This is a genomic window from Providencia stuartii (assembly GCF_029277985.1).
Classification (GTDB): Bacteria; Pseudomonadota; Gammaproteobacteria; order Enterobacterales; family Enterobacteriaceae; genus Providencia; species Providencia zhejiangensis.
The window spans coordinates 2078617-2094335 of the sequence record NZ_CP119546.1 but is presented as its reverse complement, the minus strand read 5'-3'; the positions used below and the strand labels follow the sequence as shown (position 1 = coordinate 2094335).

General features: G+C 41.9%; 18 protein-coding genes. 9 read left to right on the top strand and 9 right to left on the bottom strand.

Annotated elements, in window-relative coordinates; all coding sequences use genetic code 11:
* Window positions 1-14: 14 nt before the first annotated feature.
* The 3 genes from P2E05_RS09135 to maeB form a co-directional block, all read right to left on the bottom strand.
* On the bottom strand, window positions 15-812 hold the full coding sequence (locus P2E05_RS09135; protein WP_154623918.1) for an energy transducer TonB: 798 nt from the start codon (window positions 810-812) through the stop codon (window positions 15-17).
* Window positions 813-938: 126 nt separating this feature from the next.
* Window positions 939-1826 (bottom strand): ChaN family lipoprotein, encoded by an 888-nt coding sequence (locus P2E05_RS09130; protein ID WP_272658058.1) that lies wholly within the window; start codon window positions 1824-1826, stop codon window positions 939-941.
* 123 nt (window positions 1827-1949) lie between these two features.
* Window positions 1950-4229: an NADP-dependent oxaloacetate-decarboxylating malate dehydrogenase gene (gene maeB, locus P2E05_RS09125; RefSeq protein WP_154622254.1), complete on the bottom strand. Its 2280-nt coding sequence runs from the start codon at window positions 4227-4229 to the stop codon at window positions 1950-1952.
* A gap of 417 nt (window positions 4230-4646) precedes the next feature.
* Here maeB and P2E05_RS09120 point away from each other — a divergent pair, with 417 nt between their 5' ends.
* The 4 genes from P2E05_RS09120 (at window position 4647) to P2E05_RS09105 (ending at window position 7610) form a co-directional block, all read left to right on the top strand.
* A complete protein-coding gene (locus P2E05_RS09120) occupies window positions 4647-5267 on the top strand; it encodes a LuxR C-terminal-related transcriptional regulator (protein ID WP_154624974.1) in 621 nt (206 codons plus the stop codon).
* Window positions 5268-5434: 167 nt separating this feature from the next.
* Window positions 5435-5800, top strand: a complete 366-nt coding sequence (locus P2E05_RS09115; RefSeq protein WP_269723958.1) for an ArsC family reductase — start codon at window positions 5435-5437, stop codon at window positions 5798-5800.
* A 14-nt stretch (window positions 5801-5814) separates the two neighbouring features.
* Window positions 5815-6945 carry a succinyl-diaminopimelate desuccinylase gene (gene dapE, locus P2E05_RS09110; RefSeq protein ID WP_154624976.1) on the top strand — a complete coding sequence of 377 codons (1131 nt, stop codon included), beginning with the start codon at window positions 5815-5817 and terminating at the stop codon, window positions 6943-6945.
* Window positions 6942-7610: a M15 family metallopeptidase gene (locus P2E05_RS09105; protein WP_276123095.1), complete on the top strand. Its 669-nt coding sequence runs from the start codon at window positions 6942-6944 to the stop codon at window positions 7608-7610. The genes dapE and P2E05_RS09105 overlap by 4 nt, the downstream gene beginning before the upstream one ends.
* Window positions 7611-7653: 43 nt before the next feature.
* Here P2E05_RS09105 and P2E05_RS09100 read toward each other — a convergent pair whose 3' ends face one another.
* The gene (locus P2E05_RS09100; protein ID WP_163863576.1) at window positions 7654-8043 is read right to left on the bottom strand and encodes a DUF454 family protein; all 390 of its coding nucleotides are present in this window, start codon (window positions 8041-8043) and stop codon (window positions 7654-7656) included.
* 179 nt (window positions 8044-8222) lie between these two features.
* On the opposite strand from P2E05_RS09100, the gene P2E05_RS09095 reads away from it, so the two are divergent.
* Window positions 8223-8414 carry a YpfN family protein gene (locus tag P2E05_RS09095; RefSeq protein WP_154624979.1) on the top strand — a complete coding sequence of 64 codons (192 nt, stop codon included), beginning with the start codon at window positions 8223-8225 and terminating at the stop codon, window positions 8412-8414.
* Here the strand turns inward: P2E05_RS09095 and P2E05_RS09090 are convergent.
* The 5 genes from P2E05_RS09090 to ypfJ all read right to left on the bottom strand — a co-directional run bounded on the left by P2E05_RS09090 (window position 8395) and on the right by ypfJ (window position 12690).
* Entirely contained in the window at window positions 8395-10407 is a 2013-nt protein-coding gene (locus P2E05_RS09090; protein ID WP_272658057.1) for a tRNA(Met) cytidine acetyltransferase TmcA, read from the bottom strand. The genes P2E05_RS09095 and P2E05_RS09090 overlap by 20 nt on opposite strands.
* A gap of 7 nt (window positions 10408-10414) precedes the next feature.
* Window positions 10415-10867 (bottom strand): DUF441 domain-containing protein, encoded by a 453-nt coding sequence (locus P2E05_RS09085; protein WP_154624981.1) that lies wholly within the window; start codon window positions 10865-10867, stop codon window positions 10415-10417.
* Window positions 10868-11062: 195 nt separating this feature from the next.
* Complete coding sequence (locus P2E05_RS09080; RefSeq protein ID WP_272658056.1) at window positions 11063-11455, bottom strand: hypothetical protein; 393 nt, start codon at window positions 11453-11455, stop codon at window positions 11063-11065.
* Window positions 11456-11496: 41 nt separating this feature from the next.
* Window positions 11497-11790, bottom strand: coding sequence for a DUF7677 family protein (locus P2E05_RS09075; RefSeq protein WP_154624983.1), 294 nt, complete (start codon window positions 11788-11790; stop codon window positions 11497-11499).
* Window positions 11791-11799: 9 nt separating this feature from the next.
* A complete protein-coding gene (gene ypfJ / locus P2E05_RS09070) occupies window positions 11800-12690 on the bottom strand; it encodes a KPN_02809 family neutral zinc metallopeptidase (protein ID WP_154624984.1) in 891 nt (296 codons plus the stop codon).
* A 389-nt stretch (window positions 12691-13079) separates the two neighbouring features.
* On the opposite strand from ypfJ, the gene P2E05_RS09065 reads away from it, so the two are divergent.
* From P2E05_RS09065 to P2E05_RS09050, 4 genes are read left to right on the top strand one after another with little or no spacing between them, the layout of a single operon-like run.
* Window positions 13080-13523 (top strand): PPC domain-containing DNA-binding protein, encoded by a 444-nt coding sequence (locus P2E05_RS09065; RefSeq protein WP_272658055.1) that lies wholly within the window; start codon window positions 13080-13082, stop codon window positions 13521-13523.
* 30 nt (window positions 13524-13553) lie between these two features.
* On the top strand, window positions 13554-14135 hold the full coding sequence (locus P2E05_RS09060) for an ECF transporter S component (RefSeq protein WP_154624986.1): 582 nt from the start codon (window positions 13554-13556) through the stop codon (window positions 14133-14135).
* A 2-nt stretch (window positions 14136-14137) separates the two neighbouring features.
* Window positions 14138-14842 (top strand): energy-coupling factor transporter transmembrane component T, encoded by a 705-nt coding sequence (locus P2E05_RS09055; RefSeq protein WP_154624987.1) that lies wholly within the window; start codon window positions 14138-14140, stop codon window positions 14840-14842.
* Complete coding sequence (locus P2E05_RS09050; protein ID WP_272658053.1) at window positions 14833-15675, top strand: energy-coupling factor ABC transporter ATP-binding protein; 843 nt, start codon at window positions 14833-14835, stop codon at window positions 15673-15675. Before P2E05_RS09055 ends, P2E05_RS09050 begins: the two co-directional genes overlap by 10 nt.
* The last annotated feature ends 44 nt before the right edge of the window (window positions 15676-15719 follow it).

Here is a 15719-nt window from a genome sequence, read left to right as displayed (position 1 = left end):
ACTCTAATTGACCATTAATTTTCAAGTGCAAAGTCTATCGGCATTTTTACTGTCACTTTGCCGTTCTTTAGCATTTCAGTCGGTGGTGTGGGGAGAGGCTGTGCGCGAGAAAGAACTCTTTCCGCTTCCCTATCGAGAGAGCGAGTTCCTGAACTTTTCGTCAACGAACTATGAATGATATAGCCTTGTGCATCCACTTCGAACGTCACGACAGGAATGCCTGTTCGGTTACGTCGGCGGGCATCTTCAGGGTAGCGTTTAAACGTATTTAATTTACCTAACACTAGCGCTTGCCACTGTTTTTCAGCATCAAGCGTCGCTTGTGATTGACTATTGAAGTCAGCTGCTATTTTGTCCGTCTTTTTTAGCGCCGCTGCATCACTGGTTACAGGGGCATTACTTGCTTTTGAATTATCACTTTCGACGTTTTCAACGGGCTTTTTCTTAGGTTCTTTTTTTTCTTTTTTAGGAACTGTTGGTGCTTTTCTCTTTTCCGCTTTTGTGACTTGCAGTTCTGCATTCTCATTCACCGGAATAGGAGGAAGGTCAAGTTCATCAGGCGTAGCCTCTTGTGCTTTACTTGCCACCGAAACCTCCTGAACTTGACCGATATTCACCTCCGTTAACTGTTTAGCTTCCGCTTCTATGGAAAGCTCCATCACAACGGATGGAGGTGGCGTTAGCTCATCCCATGCTTGGTCATCATTGCTGTGGATAAAAAACCAAATCACTAAAAGATGTAATGCAATCGCAATAATCACCGCCCCACTCATTTTGGTGGTTTGGTAGTACCCTAATGTCATCGTGCCCATTTTAATCTTATTTATTTTTGCTATGCCTAAAACCTAAATGATAATTAATTACATATGCAAATGAAAACTATTTCAAGTTAAAATGGTAAAAGCATCACAAATACATTACTAATAGTTATCAAATGGTTACTTTGCATCCACTTTATTTTGGTTTGGTGTATACCAAACATAATCGGCATGAATGTTATCAATGGCATTGTCTTTTTCAGAAATGATTAACACCTTAAATTCAGCGTCTGGTGCAAGATCTTGTACATGCAATGGAACACCGATCGCACGTGTAGCATGATACCCACCTGCAAATAACATTGCTGGCGTTGGTGCTTGTAATAATGATTTTGCCATCCTGCGGTCACGCATTTGTTGAATAACCGTCATCTTTTGCACTTGCTCTGGCGTTAATGCACCATCATGAGATGTTTCAATCGTTTTACTAATCAACTCTTGGACAACGGGTTGAGTTGAGTAGATACCATTAAGAACGGGAGGTTTTTCATAAGCTTCTGTGATTTCCTCAGTATTTAAGTTAGCCGAAAGCACAGGGTAAGGCGCTTTAAGTAAATATTTCGTTAACTCACCGTACTGCTCCCATGGCCAACCTTTTTGCCATTTTAGTTTTGATTGAAGCTTTTCATCTCGAATGTAGGGATTCCCCTGCATTTGTGCCTTAACGGCATCCACACTCTTTTGTTGATCCGGCTTAATCATTTCAAGCAAAACAGATCCTTGTGGACGTGTTTTATGCATTTCCTGTGCGAGCCACTGCTCGATTTGATGGTGATACAGATTGTCATGCTTTTCGCCAACAATAACGCGCGATGATTGCGATAGTTGTTCAATAAGTTGCTGAGGTGTGATGGATTGCCCCGTTTGTAGATCAATGATTTGCCCTTGCCCTGTCAATCGGCTATCAAGCTCTAAAGGTTTTTGTTCGACTTGCTGCGCACAACCTGCAACAAGCAGTAATGCCATCGTGATAAGGGAGGATTTTACCTTCAATCTTACTGATATCATTATCTTTTCCATCTATTAATAATTGTGTATAGAACCACTCAAAATACAGATAATGATAATTATTTTCAATTAAAAAAGACCTCTGAATTTAAAAACTCAGAGGTCTTCCAAGATTAAGTCAAATTACAGAGGGTGAGTCTGTGCTTCAACAGCAGCTAATGCCACCATATTCACAATACGACGCACGGAAGCTATCGCAGTCAATATATGGACAGGTTTGGAAACCCCCATCAATACAGGCCCGACAGTCACACCGTCTGAACTCGTCACACGCAATAAGTTATAACTAATACGTGCCGCTTCCATATTTGGCATAATCAGTAAGTTTGCAGAGCCTTTTAATGGACTATCCGGCATAACATCTTTACGAATTGATTCAATTAATGCCGCATCAGCGTGCATTTCACCATCAATTTCCAGATGTGGTGCTCGAGCTTTAACAAGTGCTAACGTATCACGCATTTTTTGTGCTGACGCACAGTCAGATGAACCGAAACTTGAGCGAGATAGGAGTGCCACTTTAGGTTCAATACCAAAACGACGCACAGTGTCTGCTGCCATTAATGTGATTTCTGCAAGCTCTTCAGGTGTTGGATCTTCATTGACGTAAGTATCTGCAACGAATGTATTTCCGGTTGGTAATAACAGCGCATTCATCGCACCCGCGGCATGAACCCCTTCACGGAAACCAAACAGATTTTTCACAACACTGTAGTGCTCACTATAGCTGCCAATGGTGCCACAAATCATGCCGTCAGCTTCACCACGCAGCACCATGATGCCTCCGATTAAGGTCGGATTACCAATTACGGCGCGGCGAGCCATCTCCTGTGAAACACCTCGGCGTTTCATGATTTGATAGTATTCTTGCCAGTACTCTTTGAAACGTGGGTCATTTTCATTATTGACCACTTCAAAGTCTTTACCAAGCTCAATGTGCAGACCCAATTTTTGAATACGCATTTCAATGACACTTGGGCGACCAATTAGGATTGGGAAGGCTAAACCAAGAGAAACCAATTCTTGCGTCGCATGTAATACACGCTCCTCTTCCCCTTCCGCCAACACAATACGTTTTTTCTGTGTTTTTGCTTGTGAGAAAATTGGCTTCATAAACAAGTTTGTTTTGTAGACAAACTGATTGAGTTTTTCAATATAAGCATCAAAATCTGCAATAGGACGTGTTGCTACCCCTGAATCCATTGCCGCTTTTGCAACTGCTGGTGCAATTTTCACAATCAATCGTGGGTCAAACGGTTTTGGAATAATATATTCAGGGCCAAAGAATAGGTCTTGGTTCCCATAAGCAGAAGCCACTTCTTCACTTTGTTCCGCTAATGCCAAATCGGCAATTGCATAAACACAAGCGAGTTTCATCTCTTCATTAATCGTTGTTGCACCAACATCGAGTGCGCCACGGAAAATGAATGGGAAACACAGCACGTTATTCACTTGGTTTGGATAGTCTGAACGACCAGTACAGATAATAGCGTCTGGGCGTACTTCTTTGGCTAATGGCGGTAAAATTTCTGGCTCAGGGTTAGCAAGCGCTAAAATAAGAGGGTCTTTCGCCATGGTTTTTACCATGTCTTGAGTTAATACCCCAGGGCCAGAACAGCCAAGGAAAATATCCGCATTTGGGATCACATCAGCCAACGTTCTTGTGCCATTGTCTTCAATTGCATACGCGGCTTTTGTGACATCCATTTTCTCATCACGGCCTTTGTAAATGACTCCTTTCGAGTCACATACCGTGATATTTTCATGTTTTAAACCTAATGTCACCAATAGGTTCATACAAGCAATGGATGCGGCACCAGCCCCAGAAACAACTAAGCGTACATCACCGATATCCTTTTTAACGATACGTAACCCGTTAATCACCGCCGCTGTACAGATGATCGCGGTACCATGTTGATCATCATGGAATACAGGAATGTTCATTCTTTCACGTAGTTTCTGTTCGATATAGAAACATTCCGGCGCTTTGATATCTTCTAAGTTGATACCACCAAAAGTAGGCTCTAGAGAGGCAATGATATCAACAAGTTTATCCGGATCTGTTTCATCAACTTCGATGTCAAAGACATCAACGCCAGAAAACTTCTTAAATAGCACCCCTTTCCCTTCCATCACGGGTTTACCCGCCAAGGCTCCAATATTACCTAATCCCAAAACGGCGGTACCGTTCGAGATCACACCGACAAGATTCCCTTTTGCAGTATAGCGATACGCTTTAAGTGGTTCAGAAGCGATTTCAAGGCATGGGACTGCAACGCCTGGTGAATATGCAAGAGCCAAATCGCGCTGAGTTACCAATGGTTTGGTCGGTGTTACAGTTATTTTTCCTGGATGAGGAAACTCATGAAAATCAAGAGCACTTTGTTTTAATTTATCATCCATCATCAAGTCCTTTCAAAGTAGGTAGGGTAAAAGCAGTGACAGTATAAACATATCAGGCAAGCAAATCATGATCTTGGCGACAATTTCCAGAAAATTCTTTTGCTTACAGTATTGCATGAGACGATTCAGTACAATTTACTGCGCCCTTTCCCTGCTAATCCAAATAATAATTCTATATAGATATAATTATCCTTGATAATTTTAATCATGTAAAAATCACGTTATTATTTTTTATGTTCCGTCTGTTTTTAAATATCTGTACTTCTATTTTAACTACATCCATTAATATAAAAAATCGTATATTAATAAAACACAAAAATGATAAAAAAATAAAGTGACCCTATATTATAAACATTAATTTTATATTCATTATTTACTAACTTCATACTGTCAGTATAGGCATAAAAGGAATCCACTATGTCTTCCCAAACCGTTATGATCATTGATGAACATCCGATTTATCGCTATGGTTTACGACAATTAATCAACGCAGATGAAGATTTTCATGTCACAGCAGAAAGCTGTAATTGCTCTGAAGCGCTACATATTGCGGAGGAAATACAACCTAATATCATTCTTATTGACACCAACATCTATGGTATTAAAACATTCGAAACGATCAGGTCATTACGCAAATACTGCCTGAAATCCTACCTGCTCGTTCTATCATTTTCTTCATCTAAAACAGATGTCTATAGCGCAATAGATTCTGGAGCACAAGGTTACTTACTCAAAAATAGTGACCTTGATATGCTCATGAACAGCATGCGTAAAGCGGCTGCGGGTCATCATGTGTTTAGTGAAAAAGTGTATCAGTGCCTGAGCAACCGTCATCGGCTGCATGATCCTGTGTCATCGTTAACGCGCCGAGAGCGTGAAATACTACATGAAATAGCCGCGGGACTAAAAAATAGAGAAATATCGAAATTACTTTTTATCTCGGAAGAAACGGTGAAAGTGCATATCCGTAATTTACTAAAAAAATTAAATGTACGTTCTCGTTTAGAAGCCAGCTTAATATATATGCGCTCTAAATAATAAACTTTCAAATTGTTTATCGCTTCACTAAAAAATAGATAAAACTGGATTGTCACTTTTTTATTTAATCAATAGATTAACTTTTCTTTCTGGTGATAAGGGGTAGATCATAATGTCATTTTCACGCATCATGTACAACTAACTGTTAGTTATCAAAGGAAAACCTCATGTCCAACACTTCCTCTTACATCATGTATGGCATCAAAAATTGTGACACGATCAAAAAAGCTCGCCGCTACTTGGAAGACAATGATATTAGTTACCAATTTCATGATTATCGCGTTGATGGAATTGATGATGCCTTACTCTCCTCTTTCATCGCAGAACTGGGTTGGGAAGTCTTAGTCAACAAAAGAGGGACAACTTGGCGTAAACTTAGCGACGAGGAAAAAAATGCCGTTGTCGATACTGAAAGTGCTAAGCAAGTCTTGTTGGCAGAACCCGCAATGATCAAACGACCCATTCTTGTATCAGCAGATAAGCGTTATCTTGTCGGCTTTTCTGCTGCTGAATACCAACAGTTTACCCAATAAGCTGGAGAGCTACGATGGATTGTCCTGTTATACAACTTGCTCAAGCACTCATTTCTCGCCCATCAATTAGCCCTGATGATCAAGGCTGCCAAGCTTTATTAATCGAACGATTAAAAAAGAAAGGCTTCGTGGTGGAAGATATGCCCTTCGGTGATACCCAAAATTTCTGGGCACATCATGGTACAGATGGTGAAACCTTAGCTTTTGCGGGGCATACTGATGTGGTGCCTGCTGGCGATCCTGCTAAATGGCAAACACCGCCTTTTACACCGACGATTATTAATCAGCATCTATATGGACGCGGTGCCGCTGATATGAAAGGCTCCGTAGCCGCAATGATTGTGGCTGCTGAACGCTTTGTCGAAAAACATCCTAACCACCGTGGCCGGTTGGCTTTTTTGATCACTTCCGATGAAGAAGCTAAAGCAACCAATGGTACGGTCAAAGTTGTTGAAACACTAATGCAGCGCAATGAGCGTTTAGATTATTGCTTGGTGGGTGAGCCTTCTAGTCAATCGCAACTTGGTGATACCGTTAAAAATGGTCGACGTGGCTCATTGACCGCTCATTTAACCATTTTAGGCACGCAAGGACATGTCGCTTACCCCCATCTTGCCGATAATCCAGTCCATCGTGCGACCCGTTTTTTAGATGAACTCGTTTCGACACAGTGGGATCAAGGAAATGAATTTTTCCCTGAAACCAGCATGCAAATAGCTAACGTACAAGCAGGAACAGGCGCAACCAACGTTATTCCTGGTGAGTTTTTTGTCCAATTTAATTTCCGATTCAGTTCGGAATTAACGGATAAAATGATCAAAGAGCGTGTTGAAGAGATGCTTGCTCGCCACCAGCTAAAATATGAGTTGGTTTGGTCATTATCAGGTCAACCTTTTTTGACACGCTCAGGTCATTTAGTTGATGCGACGACCCAAGCTATCCGTGAATTAACCGGTCGAACGACTGAGTTATCGACTAGCGGGGGAACATCTGATGGCCGTTTCATTGCGCAAATGGGGGCTCAAGTCATTGAGTTAGGTCCATTAAATGCAACTATTCATAAGGTTGACGAGTGTGTCAAGGTCAGTGATTTGCAACAACTCGCTTTAATCTATGAGCGAATTATGGAGCTATTGCTATTATGATTTCGATTGAAATGCTAACAGGTCGTTCAACGGAGCATCTCGTCACATTAGGTGGTCCTCATCGCCTTCAGTTTAATGCGACCAAAGCATTTTTAGCCATGCAACAAGCCGCGGCAAGAGCAGGCTTTAAACTCCAGTCTGCGAGTGCATTTCGTGATTTTTCTCGCCAGCAACTGATTTGGAATGAGAAATTCTCAGGGAAACGCCCTGTACTTGATAAACAGAGCCAGCCATTAGACATTACGTTGTTAACGGAAGGCGAGTTATGTGAGGCAATTTTACATTGGTCCGCCCTGCCCGGAGCAAGTCGGCATCACTGGGGAACTGAAATCGATGTTTATGACCCTTTACGCCTTCCCGCGGGGCAGTCACTGCAACTTGAACCTTGGGAATACGAATCAGGCGGTTATTTTGCTGAACTGAATCAATGGTTGAGTGACAATATGGCCACCTACTATTTCTACCGCCCTTTTACCGCCAAAGATGCCGGTGTTGCTTATGAGCCTTGGCATATTAGTTATTGGCCGTTGTCACATGAGGCCGAGCAACTGTTAACACCTGAAGTCATCAAAACTGTTTTGCAACAAGAAGATATTTTGGGTCACGATTGGTTATTAGCCAATTTAGAGTACGTTTTTAATCGCTATATTAAAATAGCGGAATAAACCCAAAAAGCACCAAGCAATTTGGTGCTTTTTTATAACGCAATCATGGCAATTCATTTTTACTCGGGATTGGTTTATCAATCACAGGTAAGCGATACATAAAAAAGAGTAACCAACATAACAAAATAAATAGTCCGAGTTTTAACCACCAAAAGTTAACAACCCAAATCGATATCATAAATGTCACCAATATCACTACCATTGCTTTAGGTTTAGCCCCTTTTGGTAGGCCTTTATAGGTTTGCCAATGCCGAATATATCCACCAAACCAAGAGCGATAGAGTAACCAGTGATGAAAACGCGGTGATGAGCGAGAAAAACACCATGCGGCTAAGAGTAAAAATGGCGTTGTTGGCAATACCGGCAATACAACGCCTAAAAAGGCGAGTATTACCGCGAGCCAACCTAATAAAATTAAAAATCCTTTTGTTATGTTCAAAATGGCTCTCCCAACCGCACCGAAAACATGGTTAAATAAACTGAATGATCGATAAGGAAAATACCCTATCGAATTTCAAACTTTAATGTGATGCTAAATGTGTGCCAGTAAAAGTGTTCACTTTTCTTCCACCTTTTTAGTAACCTCATATTGGCAAGTATAGAAGGCTACATATGCATTGGTTAGCAGATTATTGGTGGGTAGTCCTACTGATTTTAGTCGGCATCATCTGGAACGCTATCAAAGAGATGATGCGGTTTGATCATAAAAAATTTCTTGATAATAAACCAGAGATACCGCCACATAAAGATAACAACCATCTTTGGGATGATGAGGACGATTGGCCTAAAAACAAGAAAGATTAGTTTTTTGCGCTACCATTTCCACAAGCTCAGGGTAGTCACGTTGAAGGCATTGCTTCAATTCTGCCCGAGCTTGCTTTAACCAAGCCTTTTGTCCTGCTAGCTGTAGTTGCTGGCATATCTCTTCGAGCGATAATTGTAATTGAAAATAGAAACGCAATAACAACAACCCACCTTCGTGTTGAGTCAGTAACCTCTGTATCGCCGCACTGCTAGCTTCAAGTGTTCTGTGATAAAAAGCAAAACCCACGAGTTCTAACCAGTCTTCGTCACTCAAATGTTGTTGTTCACAGAATGGCAAATTGAAATGACTAAGGTCTTTTCGCCAAAACAGATCTTTTGATAAACACCGTTCAGCTTGTTCACATAACAGTGAGGCCTGTGCTGATAACGGCAGTATCGCCATTGCGGTATAACATCCACTGCTCGCTTCAAGGTGACTGCCTACACGCACTAATCGGTAACCCGCTTGCTGCCAAAAACTTAATAATTCAGGGGTCAGCCCAAAACTCACAGATAAAAAATCCCTTCCTTGCTCAAGGGCTAGGTGTTTTTGTGCGGCAAGTAGTTGTAAACCTATTTTTTGCCGGCGATAGGCAGGAGCAACAGCAATTCGCATAGTACGCTGGGAACGCATTTGTGCTGCTTCAGGAAAATAACTGTGCGCCGCAAGAGATTGCACCAGCAAATTACCGCGAGGACGACGCAAACCAGCCCATACCTGCCAACTTAATGCATGGTCTAAACTCCCTTCTTCCACCATCCATAATGCCCCGACCAATTGAGTCGATGATTTTGCTGTCATAAATTGCTGCTGGCTGGCATCAAGTAAGCGACGTAGGTCAAGGGGGGATGTTCGATAATGAGCGCTAGTTAAGAGTCCATAAAAGTTTTTTAGCTGTTCTGGGTTGTCCGCTAGCTGTTGTTGAGTCGTCTGTTCGATTAAGCATACCGAGTGAGTTTCTGTGCTAATGTCAGTTTCCTCAAGCAGTAATGCTTGGTTAAGCCAATTTTCTAAAGGGTCATTTTCTGCCCAACGGATAGGTGCCGCTAAATGAAGTGATGTAAAATTATCCAAATGGCTACAGAATTTATTGATAAAGCCTCGACCTGTGCCTTCATAACCCTCCACCGTGGTCGTTAATAAGACTCGAGGAAAATAGCTGACTAATTGTCGCAAAATATAGTTAGGGATCGCCGCAGCTTCATCAATAATTAACCAGTCTGCATCAATTTCGCCATCCTTCAGGCAATAACGTAGCAACTCATCAGGCGAGAAAAAGCTCACTGCGCCACCAGCGTACTTTTCAAGGGTTTGTATAGCAACCTTTGCGGGTGCACAACACCAACATTTTCCTTGCCATTTTTTTATCAGCATCCCCGCGAGAGTGGATTTACCACGCCCTCTAGGGGCAATCACTCCCCATACCCCAGATGTTGCTGCTAATAATTGGTTTAATGCTATTTGTTGTGCCGCTGTTGCTTCACCTGAAGGTGCTTGCCAATGTGCTTGTTCTGGTAGTCGCGAAAAATAGGGTTGCCGATACTGTTGCCACAGCAAGACATCGGGGCGTGATTTTATAACTCGTTGTAGATGATGAACAAAATTAGGCGTTGCTATCGCGCCATTTTGTTCATTCCAGCGTAAACTGTCACTATCTAGCGTATCGGCCCAAATATGCTGCGCTGGTGTACATAAAATCAATAAACTGCCCGCTTTTAATGTTCCTGCCAGCATGGCTAATGCTTCACTGTGTAATCCTTCTCGGGCATCGAAAACAGCATGTAAAAACTCTCGACCTAATAATAAATGGGCACTTTTGACGGGTAAAGCATTTGGCATGGTTGATGAAAGTGTCAGCCAGTCACCACTTATGGTAGATTGGATCTCTTGCAACCGTTCAACCACCCACTGGCTTTCACCCGATAATACCAGTAAGCGTCGATAGCCATAGTCACTTAATTGAGCACATATTTCAGGAAGTGAGTCATTCATATCTTTGCTAAGATTTCCCAATCAACAATGATAATATCCCCGCGGCAATAAGAGGACCGACAGGCACACCACGAAATAGCGCCACGCCAATCACCGTACCCACTAATAAACCTGCCACTGTTGAGGGTTGGTGTGACATTAATGTCACGCCTCGGCTACCTAGCCAAGAAACTAAAATCCCTATCACGATAGCCAGCAGTGATTTCCAGTTTAAAAAAGAACCTAATACATCTTGTGCAGAGATTTTACCGCTTGCAATAGGGGCCATAACGCCAATTGTTAAGATTAAAACCCCGATCGTTAAGCCATATTTTTCTACCCAAGGGAAAAAATTATTTAAAGGCGTTATACGTACGACTAAAAGAAATAACATCGCTAGTGTCACTGTCATATTATGACTAATGATCCCAAGACCCGCTAAAACTAATAAAATTATCAAAGTAGGATCAACCTGACTCATATCATATTCCCTGTAAAAAACGCTATTTTTTGCTTATAAGGATCGCTAAAAATAAAAAGTAACGCCTATGTTATTGGCTCCCCGAATAAGAATCAAACCTAAGCGTATATTATTATTGCCCAATATATGCCTGAAATAACGTTTTAACAGGCTCACCACCTATCGCTATTATTTTATTTTTGAAATTTAAGGACGTCAGTTCAGAGAGTAATCGCGTTTTTTATGATGGGGCTCATCGGCAATAAACACTGTGGCTTGTTTAGAAGCATCAATGTGCCCTTTCTCAATTTTAAACGGATGTACATGCCAAAAAACACACTCGCAATCTTTTGGCACTATCCATTCGTTATTGGTGTTTTTATTTAATAATGTACCTTCGCATTGTGGCTGACTAACCTGTGACTTTAGGCCCCAAACCTCTCCTCTAACGATGAGTTTTTGCTCATGGCCAGTTTTAGGTAAATCAATAGAAAATGTTAACATCCCCTCAGATGAAAAATCTTGCATCGTATAATGCGTTTTCGCTAACGCATGATTCAATCCTATACATAAGCAAATAGTAGTTATCGTACACTTTAGCTGTGGCACTGAAACCTCTCTCAAGGGGGTTTTAATAATCCATTCAGTGCTTAATATAAAGCGACTTCCCACTCTTCATAGGGGGGTTCCACATTAAAGGATGCATCACAATAACTGCGAATATAATCAGTTGCTCTTTTTTGTGCGTGAATAAAATTCAAAACTTCCCCTGCTTCATCAATTTCAAGGGTATTGATAAAAATAGCGTAGGCTTGTTCAATTGCACTGGGCTCTTCACCATAAAGAGATAAGTAATCAACCCCCTCAAGCATAACGTGTGAACCACTGGCCATAAAATAACTAAACGTCCTTATGGCGCTGCTAACACTTTCACTAAGTTTCATCCACTCCCCTTAAATGTTGTTTTTAGCCGAAAAGGTGTTACAGCTGTTGATATCTCCCGTTTCAAACCCTTTTTTAAACCAAAAATAGCGTTGTTGAGACGTGCCATGCGTAAAGCTGTCAGGGATAACACGGCCTTGGCTTTGTTGTTGCAGCCTATCATCACCAATGGCTTGCGCGGCATTCAACGCCGATTGCAGATCCCCATCATCTAATATGCCTTCTTTGTCCATATTATGTCCCCAAACTCCCGCAAAACAGTCGGCCTGTAACTCAAGTTTGACAGATAATTTATTGGCTTCTTTTGTGCTCATGCCTTGCTGTAATCGTCTCACCTGCTGCTCAATACCTAATAAGTGTTGGACATGATGACCAATTTCATGAGCGACAACATACCCTTGTGCAAATTCACCACCCGCACCTAATTTAGTTTTCATGTCATTATAAAATGAGAGGTCGATATACACTTTACTGTCTGCTGGGCAATAAAATGGGCCCATAAAGGCTTTACCTTGACCACATGCTGTTGAGGTGCCGTTGCGATAAATAACGAGCTTTGGCTGCTGATACTGTTTACCTAATTTTTTGAATTCTGACTGCCATATGTCTTCAGTGGAAGCCAGCATCACTGACGTAAAATCTGCCAGCTGTTCTTCTTGTGGACTAATCGCTCTTTTTTGTGCTTGCTGAGATGATGGGTTACTAATAGGTTCACCTGTAATTAAACCTGTCAGGTCAACACCATAGTAACCGGCGACCACAATAACAATCAGGATCACAAGGCCACTTTTTCCGCGTAGAGGAATACGCATTCCACCACCAGTATTGCGATAATCACGAGGGGTATTTTCGGATCGTCTATCCTCGATATTGTTACTACGACGACGGTCTTGCCAACGCATCGTTACCTCCATAATGAGTTAATAAATTGTTAACCCGTAGTTTAAACCTAAAAATGGCATAACTTGATTAATTATTTTTATTTGCACATCGTCATCACACGCAAATAGATAAATGAGCCCACTGAATTAACACAGATATTCGCGATATTAACCTTACAAATAAAATGGTTATATTGCCTCTTAGACGTTTATTCTTTACTTAACATAAATTAAGCCTACTTTTAATCAAACGATCACGATAAAACACTTTGTTGCTGATATCTCATTGATTGTTACTTACAATACCAGCAGATAAATATAAAATTATTATAATTAACTCTATCACTGCGTTTCTATTAATAGAAAAACCATATCATATTCAAATTATAAGTATATTTAGGATCATAAGCATGAATGCAGCTCGGCTTCCATCTTCTGGCGCGCGTTATTTCGCCCTTCGCTTGCAGCCAGACGATGATGTCATTCCAACATTACGTAATTTTATTCAACAAAATCAATTGAAAGCCGCTTTTATTGCGGGCTGTGTTGGTAGCTTAACCCAAGTTAATCTACGTTTTGCTGGAAGAGAAGAAACCCAGCAGATCATGGGTAAGTATGAAGTCGTTTCTCTGATCGGCACCTTAGATGCGACGAGTGAACATTTGCATTTAGCTATCTCAGATGAAAATGGTCATGTTCAAGGTGGGCATATGATGAACAGTTGTACCGTGAGAACAACCTTAGAATTAGTCATTGGAGAGTTAGATAACATCACCTTCACTCGAGAATATTGTCAATTATCCGGTTATGACGAACTTGTTGTTACCCCACGCCACAACCATCATGATAAATAACGGGTTAATCCACTAAGGATCGAAATTTCCATGTCTAAATCACCTATTCTTTCAAGTCGTACTTTGGTACTTATTGTTTTTTCAATCGCCATTAATATGTTAGGTGGACAAATCAGCTCCATGATTAAGCTGCCTATCTTTCTTGATTCGATCGGCACGTTGATCTGTGCATTGTTAGCCGGTCCATGGATTGCGGTATTAACAGGGTTATTAACCAATTTATTATGGGGATTGCTAAGTGGCCCTATTGCAGCGGCATTCGCACCCGTTGCTATGATGATAGGTCTTAGTGCTGGTTTGCTCGCTCATGCAGGGCTATTCCGTACATTACCGCGCGTTATTCTGTCTGGCGTGATTATTACATTGGCGTTGATGCTAGTTGCCGTACCAATTCGTACCTACCTGTTTGCTGGCACAACGGGTAGCGGTGCGGATTTCTTTGTCGCTTATTTCCATGCTGTTGGGGAAAACTTACTTGAGTCTGTCGCTATTACTGTCTTAGGTGCCAATATCGCGGATAAAATTCTTTCTGCATTAATCGCTTGGTTGTTAGTACGCCGCTTACCGTTACGTGCACAACAGAATTTTCCGCATATGGCTCGAGTCAGATAAGTATGCACCCTTTTACGTCGCTAACATTATGGCTTTGGTTGAGTATCAGCGTAGTGCTGCTGCCGTTTGGCTGGCCATTAATCACAATCAGTTTAGCCAGCTTCGCTGCTTTGCTGATTTGGCGACAGGCTCGCTATCGTTGGCGGTTTGTGTGTTGGTTTATGCTACCAATGGCGTGTGGCTTATGGTTGATCCATGGCGGATGGCTAGCCTATTGGCTGACTGGTGAATTTACAACAACACCCCAGCAACAAAAAGCGCTTACTTTATGGTTTCAACTATTCGCCATTATGAGTAGCGCACAGCTGTGGTTACAATACGTACCAACTGAAAAATTTATTCGAGCGCTGTTTGCCAGCCGATTGCCCAGCAGCTTTTCATATTTATTCGCTGGGCCATTACTCTTTCTGGAACAATTACGTCAGCAATTAGCGAGCATTAAGGAAGCTCAGCTCGCAAGAGGCGTTCCCCTTGATGGTCATCTTTGGCAACGATTGATTTCATTACCTGCTTTATTATTGCCTCTCATGACTCAAACATTGAGTGAGATGGCAATTCGTGGCGCGGCATTAGATATGCGAGGCTTTCGTTCTGTCAGTCATCGCACAACTCTAGATGCCCCTAAAGACAGTACGATGCAAAGTATTTTCCGTTATAGCCTTCTAATGGTCATTGTCATTGAAGGAGGGATCCGCTGGTGGTGGTAAATTTACAGCAATTGGTTTTCATACCTAGCAATACCGAGTTTTCTCCTCTCGGACCTGTCGACATCCAGTTGTCCGCAGGTCAGTGGCTTGCGATATTTGGTGGTAATGGTAGTGGCAAAAGCACGTTAGCTCAGCTTCTTTGCGGTTGGTTTCCTGAGCTGCTCACAGGCAAGCTTGACGGTGTCGCTGAAGTCTTATCACAACCAATATCGAATAACCATTTGGCTGCACTCAGTAGTCAAAGGCAGTTGGTTCAACAAGCACCACAACTTCAATTATCAGGATGTGGATTTAGCGTAGAACAAGAAATTGCCTTTGGCCCTGAAAACCTTGGATTACCTGAAGAACAAATTAGACAACGAGTCAATGACGCTATGCGGTTAACTCATAGTGAGAGACTTCGTGACCGCCACCCAAATTCTTTATCAGGAGGAGAAGCGCAACGTGTTGTGATTGCCTGTGCCCTCGCAATGCAACCTAAACTGCTCTTATTGGATGAAGCCTTCAGTCGTTTAACGCCAAAAGCCACACAAACCATGTTACTCAACTTAAAACAGTATTCTCAGCAAACAGGTTGCAGTGTGATTTTATTCGAACGTAACCTGCTTCCTGCGATCAGCTTTTGTGAACAATTAATGTTATTAGCGCATGGCAAGGTGATTGCTAGCCATGACAAAACGCGTGTTTTTACTGCGGCGCAACCGACTATCAATATGCCTGATGCTTGGCGTGTTTTGGGTCACTTAATGAATCAAAACCATTGGCAAGCCGCACTCCCAACTGACGATAACGCTTTGCTGAATGCCTTTAAGGATTACCATGATAGTCGTTGATAACCTAGAATACCGTTGGCCTAATGCCATGCATGCGACGATCT

What these genes read in the sequence shown, in the direction of transcription:
- P2E05_RS09135 (WP_154623918.1), bottom strand. Translation starts at nt 812, where the DNA reads ATGGGCACGATGACATTAGGGTACTACCAAACCACCAAAATGAGTGGG.
- P2E05_RS09130 (WP_272658058.1), bottom strand. Translation starts at nt 1,826, where the DNA reads ATGATATCAGTAAGATTGAAGGTAAAATCCTCCCTTATCACGATGGCA.
- maeB (WP_154622254.1), bottom strand. Translation starts at nt 4,229, where the DNA reads ATGGATGATAAATTAAAACAAAGTGCTCTTGATTTTCATGAGTTTCCT.
- P2E05_RS09120 (WP_154624974.1), top strand. Translation starts at nt 4,647, where the DNA reads ATGTCTTCCCAAACCGTTATGATCATTGATGAACATCCGATTTATCGC.
- P2E05_RS09115 (WP_269723958.1), top strand. Translation starts at nt 5,435, where the DNA reads ATGTCCAACACTTCCTCTTACATCATGTATGGCATCAAAAATTGTGAC.
- dapE (WP_154624976.1), top strand. Translation starts at nt 5,815, where the DNA reads ATGGATTGTCCTGTTATACAACTTGCTCAAGCACTCATTTCTCGCCCA.
- P2E05_RS09105 (WP_276123095.1), top strand. Translation starts at nt 6,942, where the DNA reads ATGATTTCGATTGAAATGCTAACAGGTCGTTCAACGGAGCATCTCGTC.
- P2E05_RS09095 (WP_154624979.1), top strand. Translation starts at nt 8,223, where the DNA reads ATGCATTGGTTAGCAGATTATTGGTGGGTAGTCCTACTGATTTTAGTC.
- P2E05_RS09090 (WP_272658057.1), bottom strand. Translation starts at nt 10,407, where the DNA reads ATGAATGACTCACTTCCTGAAATATGTGCTCAATTAAGTGACTATGGC.
- P2E05_RS09085 (WP_154624981.1), bottom strand. Translation starts at nt 10,867, where the DNA reads ATGAGTCAGGTTGATCCTACTTTGATAATTTTATTAGTTTTAGCGGGT.
- P2E05_RS09075 (WP_154624983.1), bottom strand. Translation starts at nt 11,790, where the DNA reads ATGAAACTTAGTGAAAGTGTTAGCAGCGCCATAAGGACGTTTAGTTAT.
- ypfJ (WP_154624984.1), bottom strand. Translation starts at nt 12,690, where the DNA reads ATGCGTTGGCAAGACCGTCGTCGTAGTAACAATATCGAGGATAGACGA.
- P2E05_RS09065 (WP_272658055.1), top strand. Translation starts at nt 13,080, where the DNA reads ATGAATGCAGCTCGGCTTCCATCTTCTGGCGCGCGTTATTTCGCCCTT.
- P2E05_RS09060 (WP_154624986.1), top strand. Translation starts at nt 13,554, where the DNA reads ATGTCTAAATCACCTATTCTTTCAAGTCGTACTTTGGTACTTATTGTT.
- P2E05_RS09055 (WP_154624987.1), top strand. Translation starts at nt 14,138, where the DNA reads ATGCACCCTTTTACGTCGCTAACATTATGGCTTTGGTTGAGTATCAGC.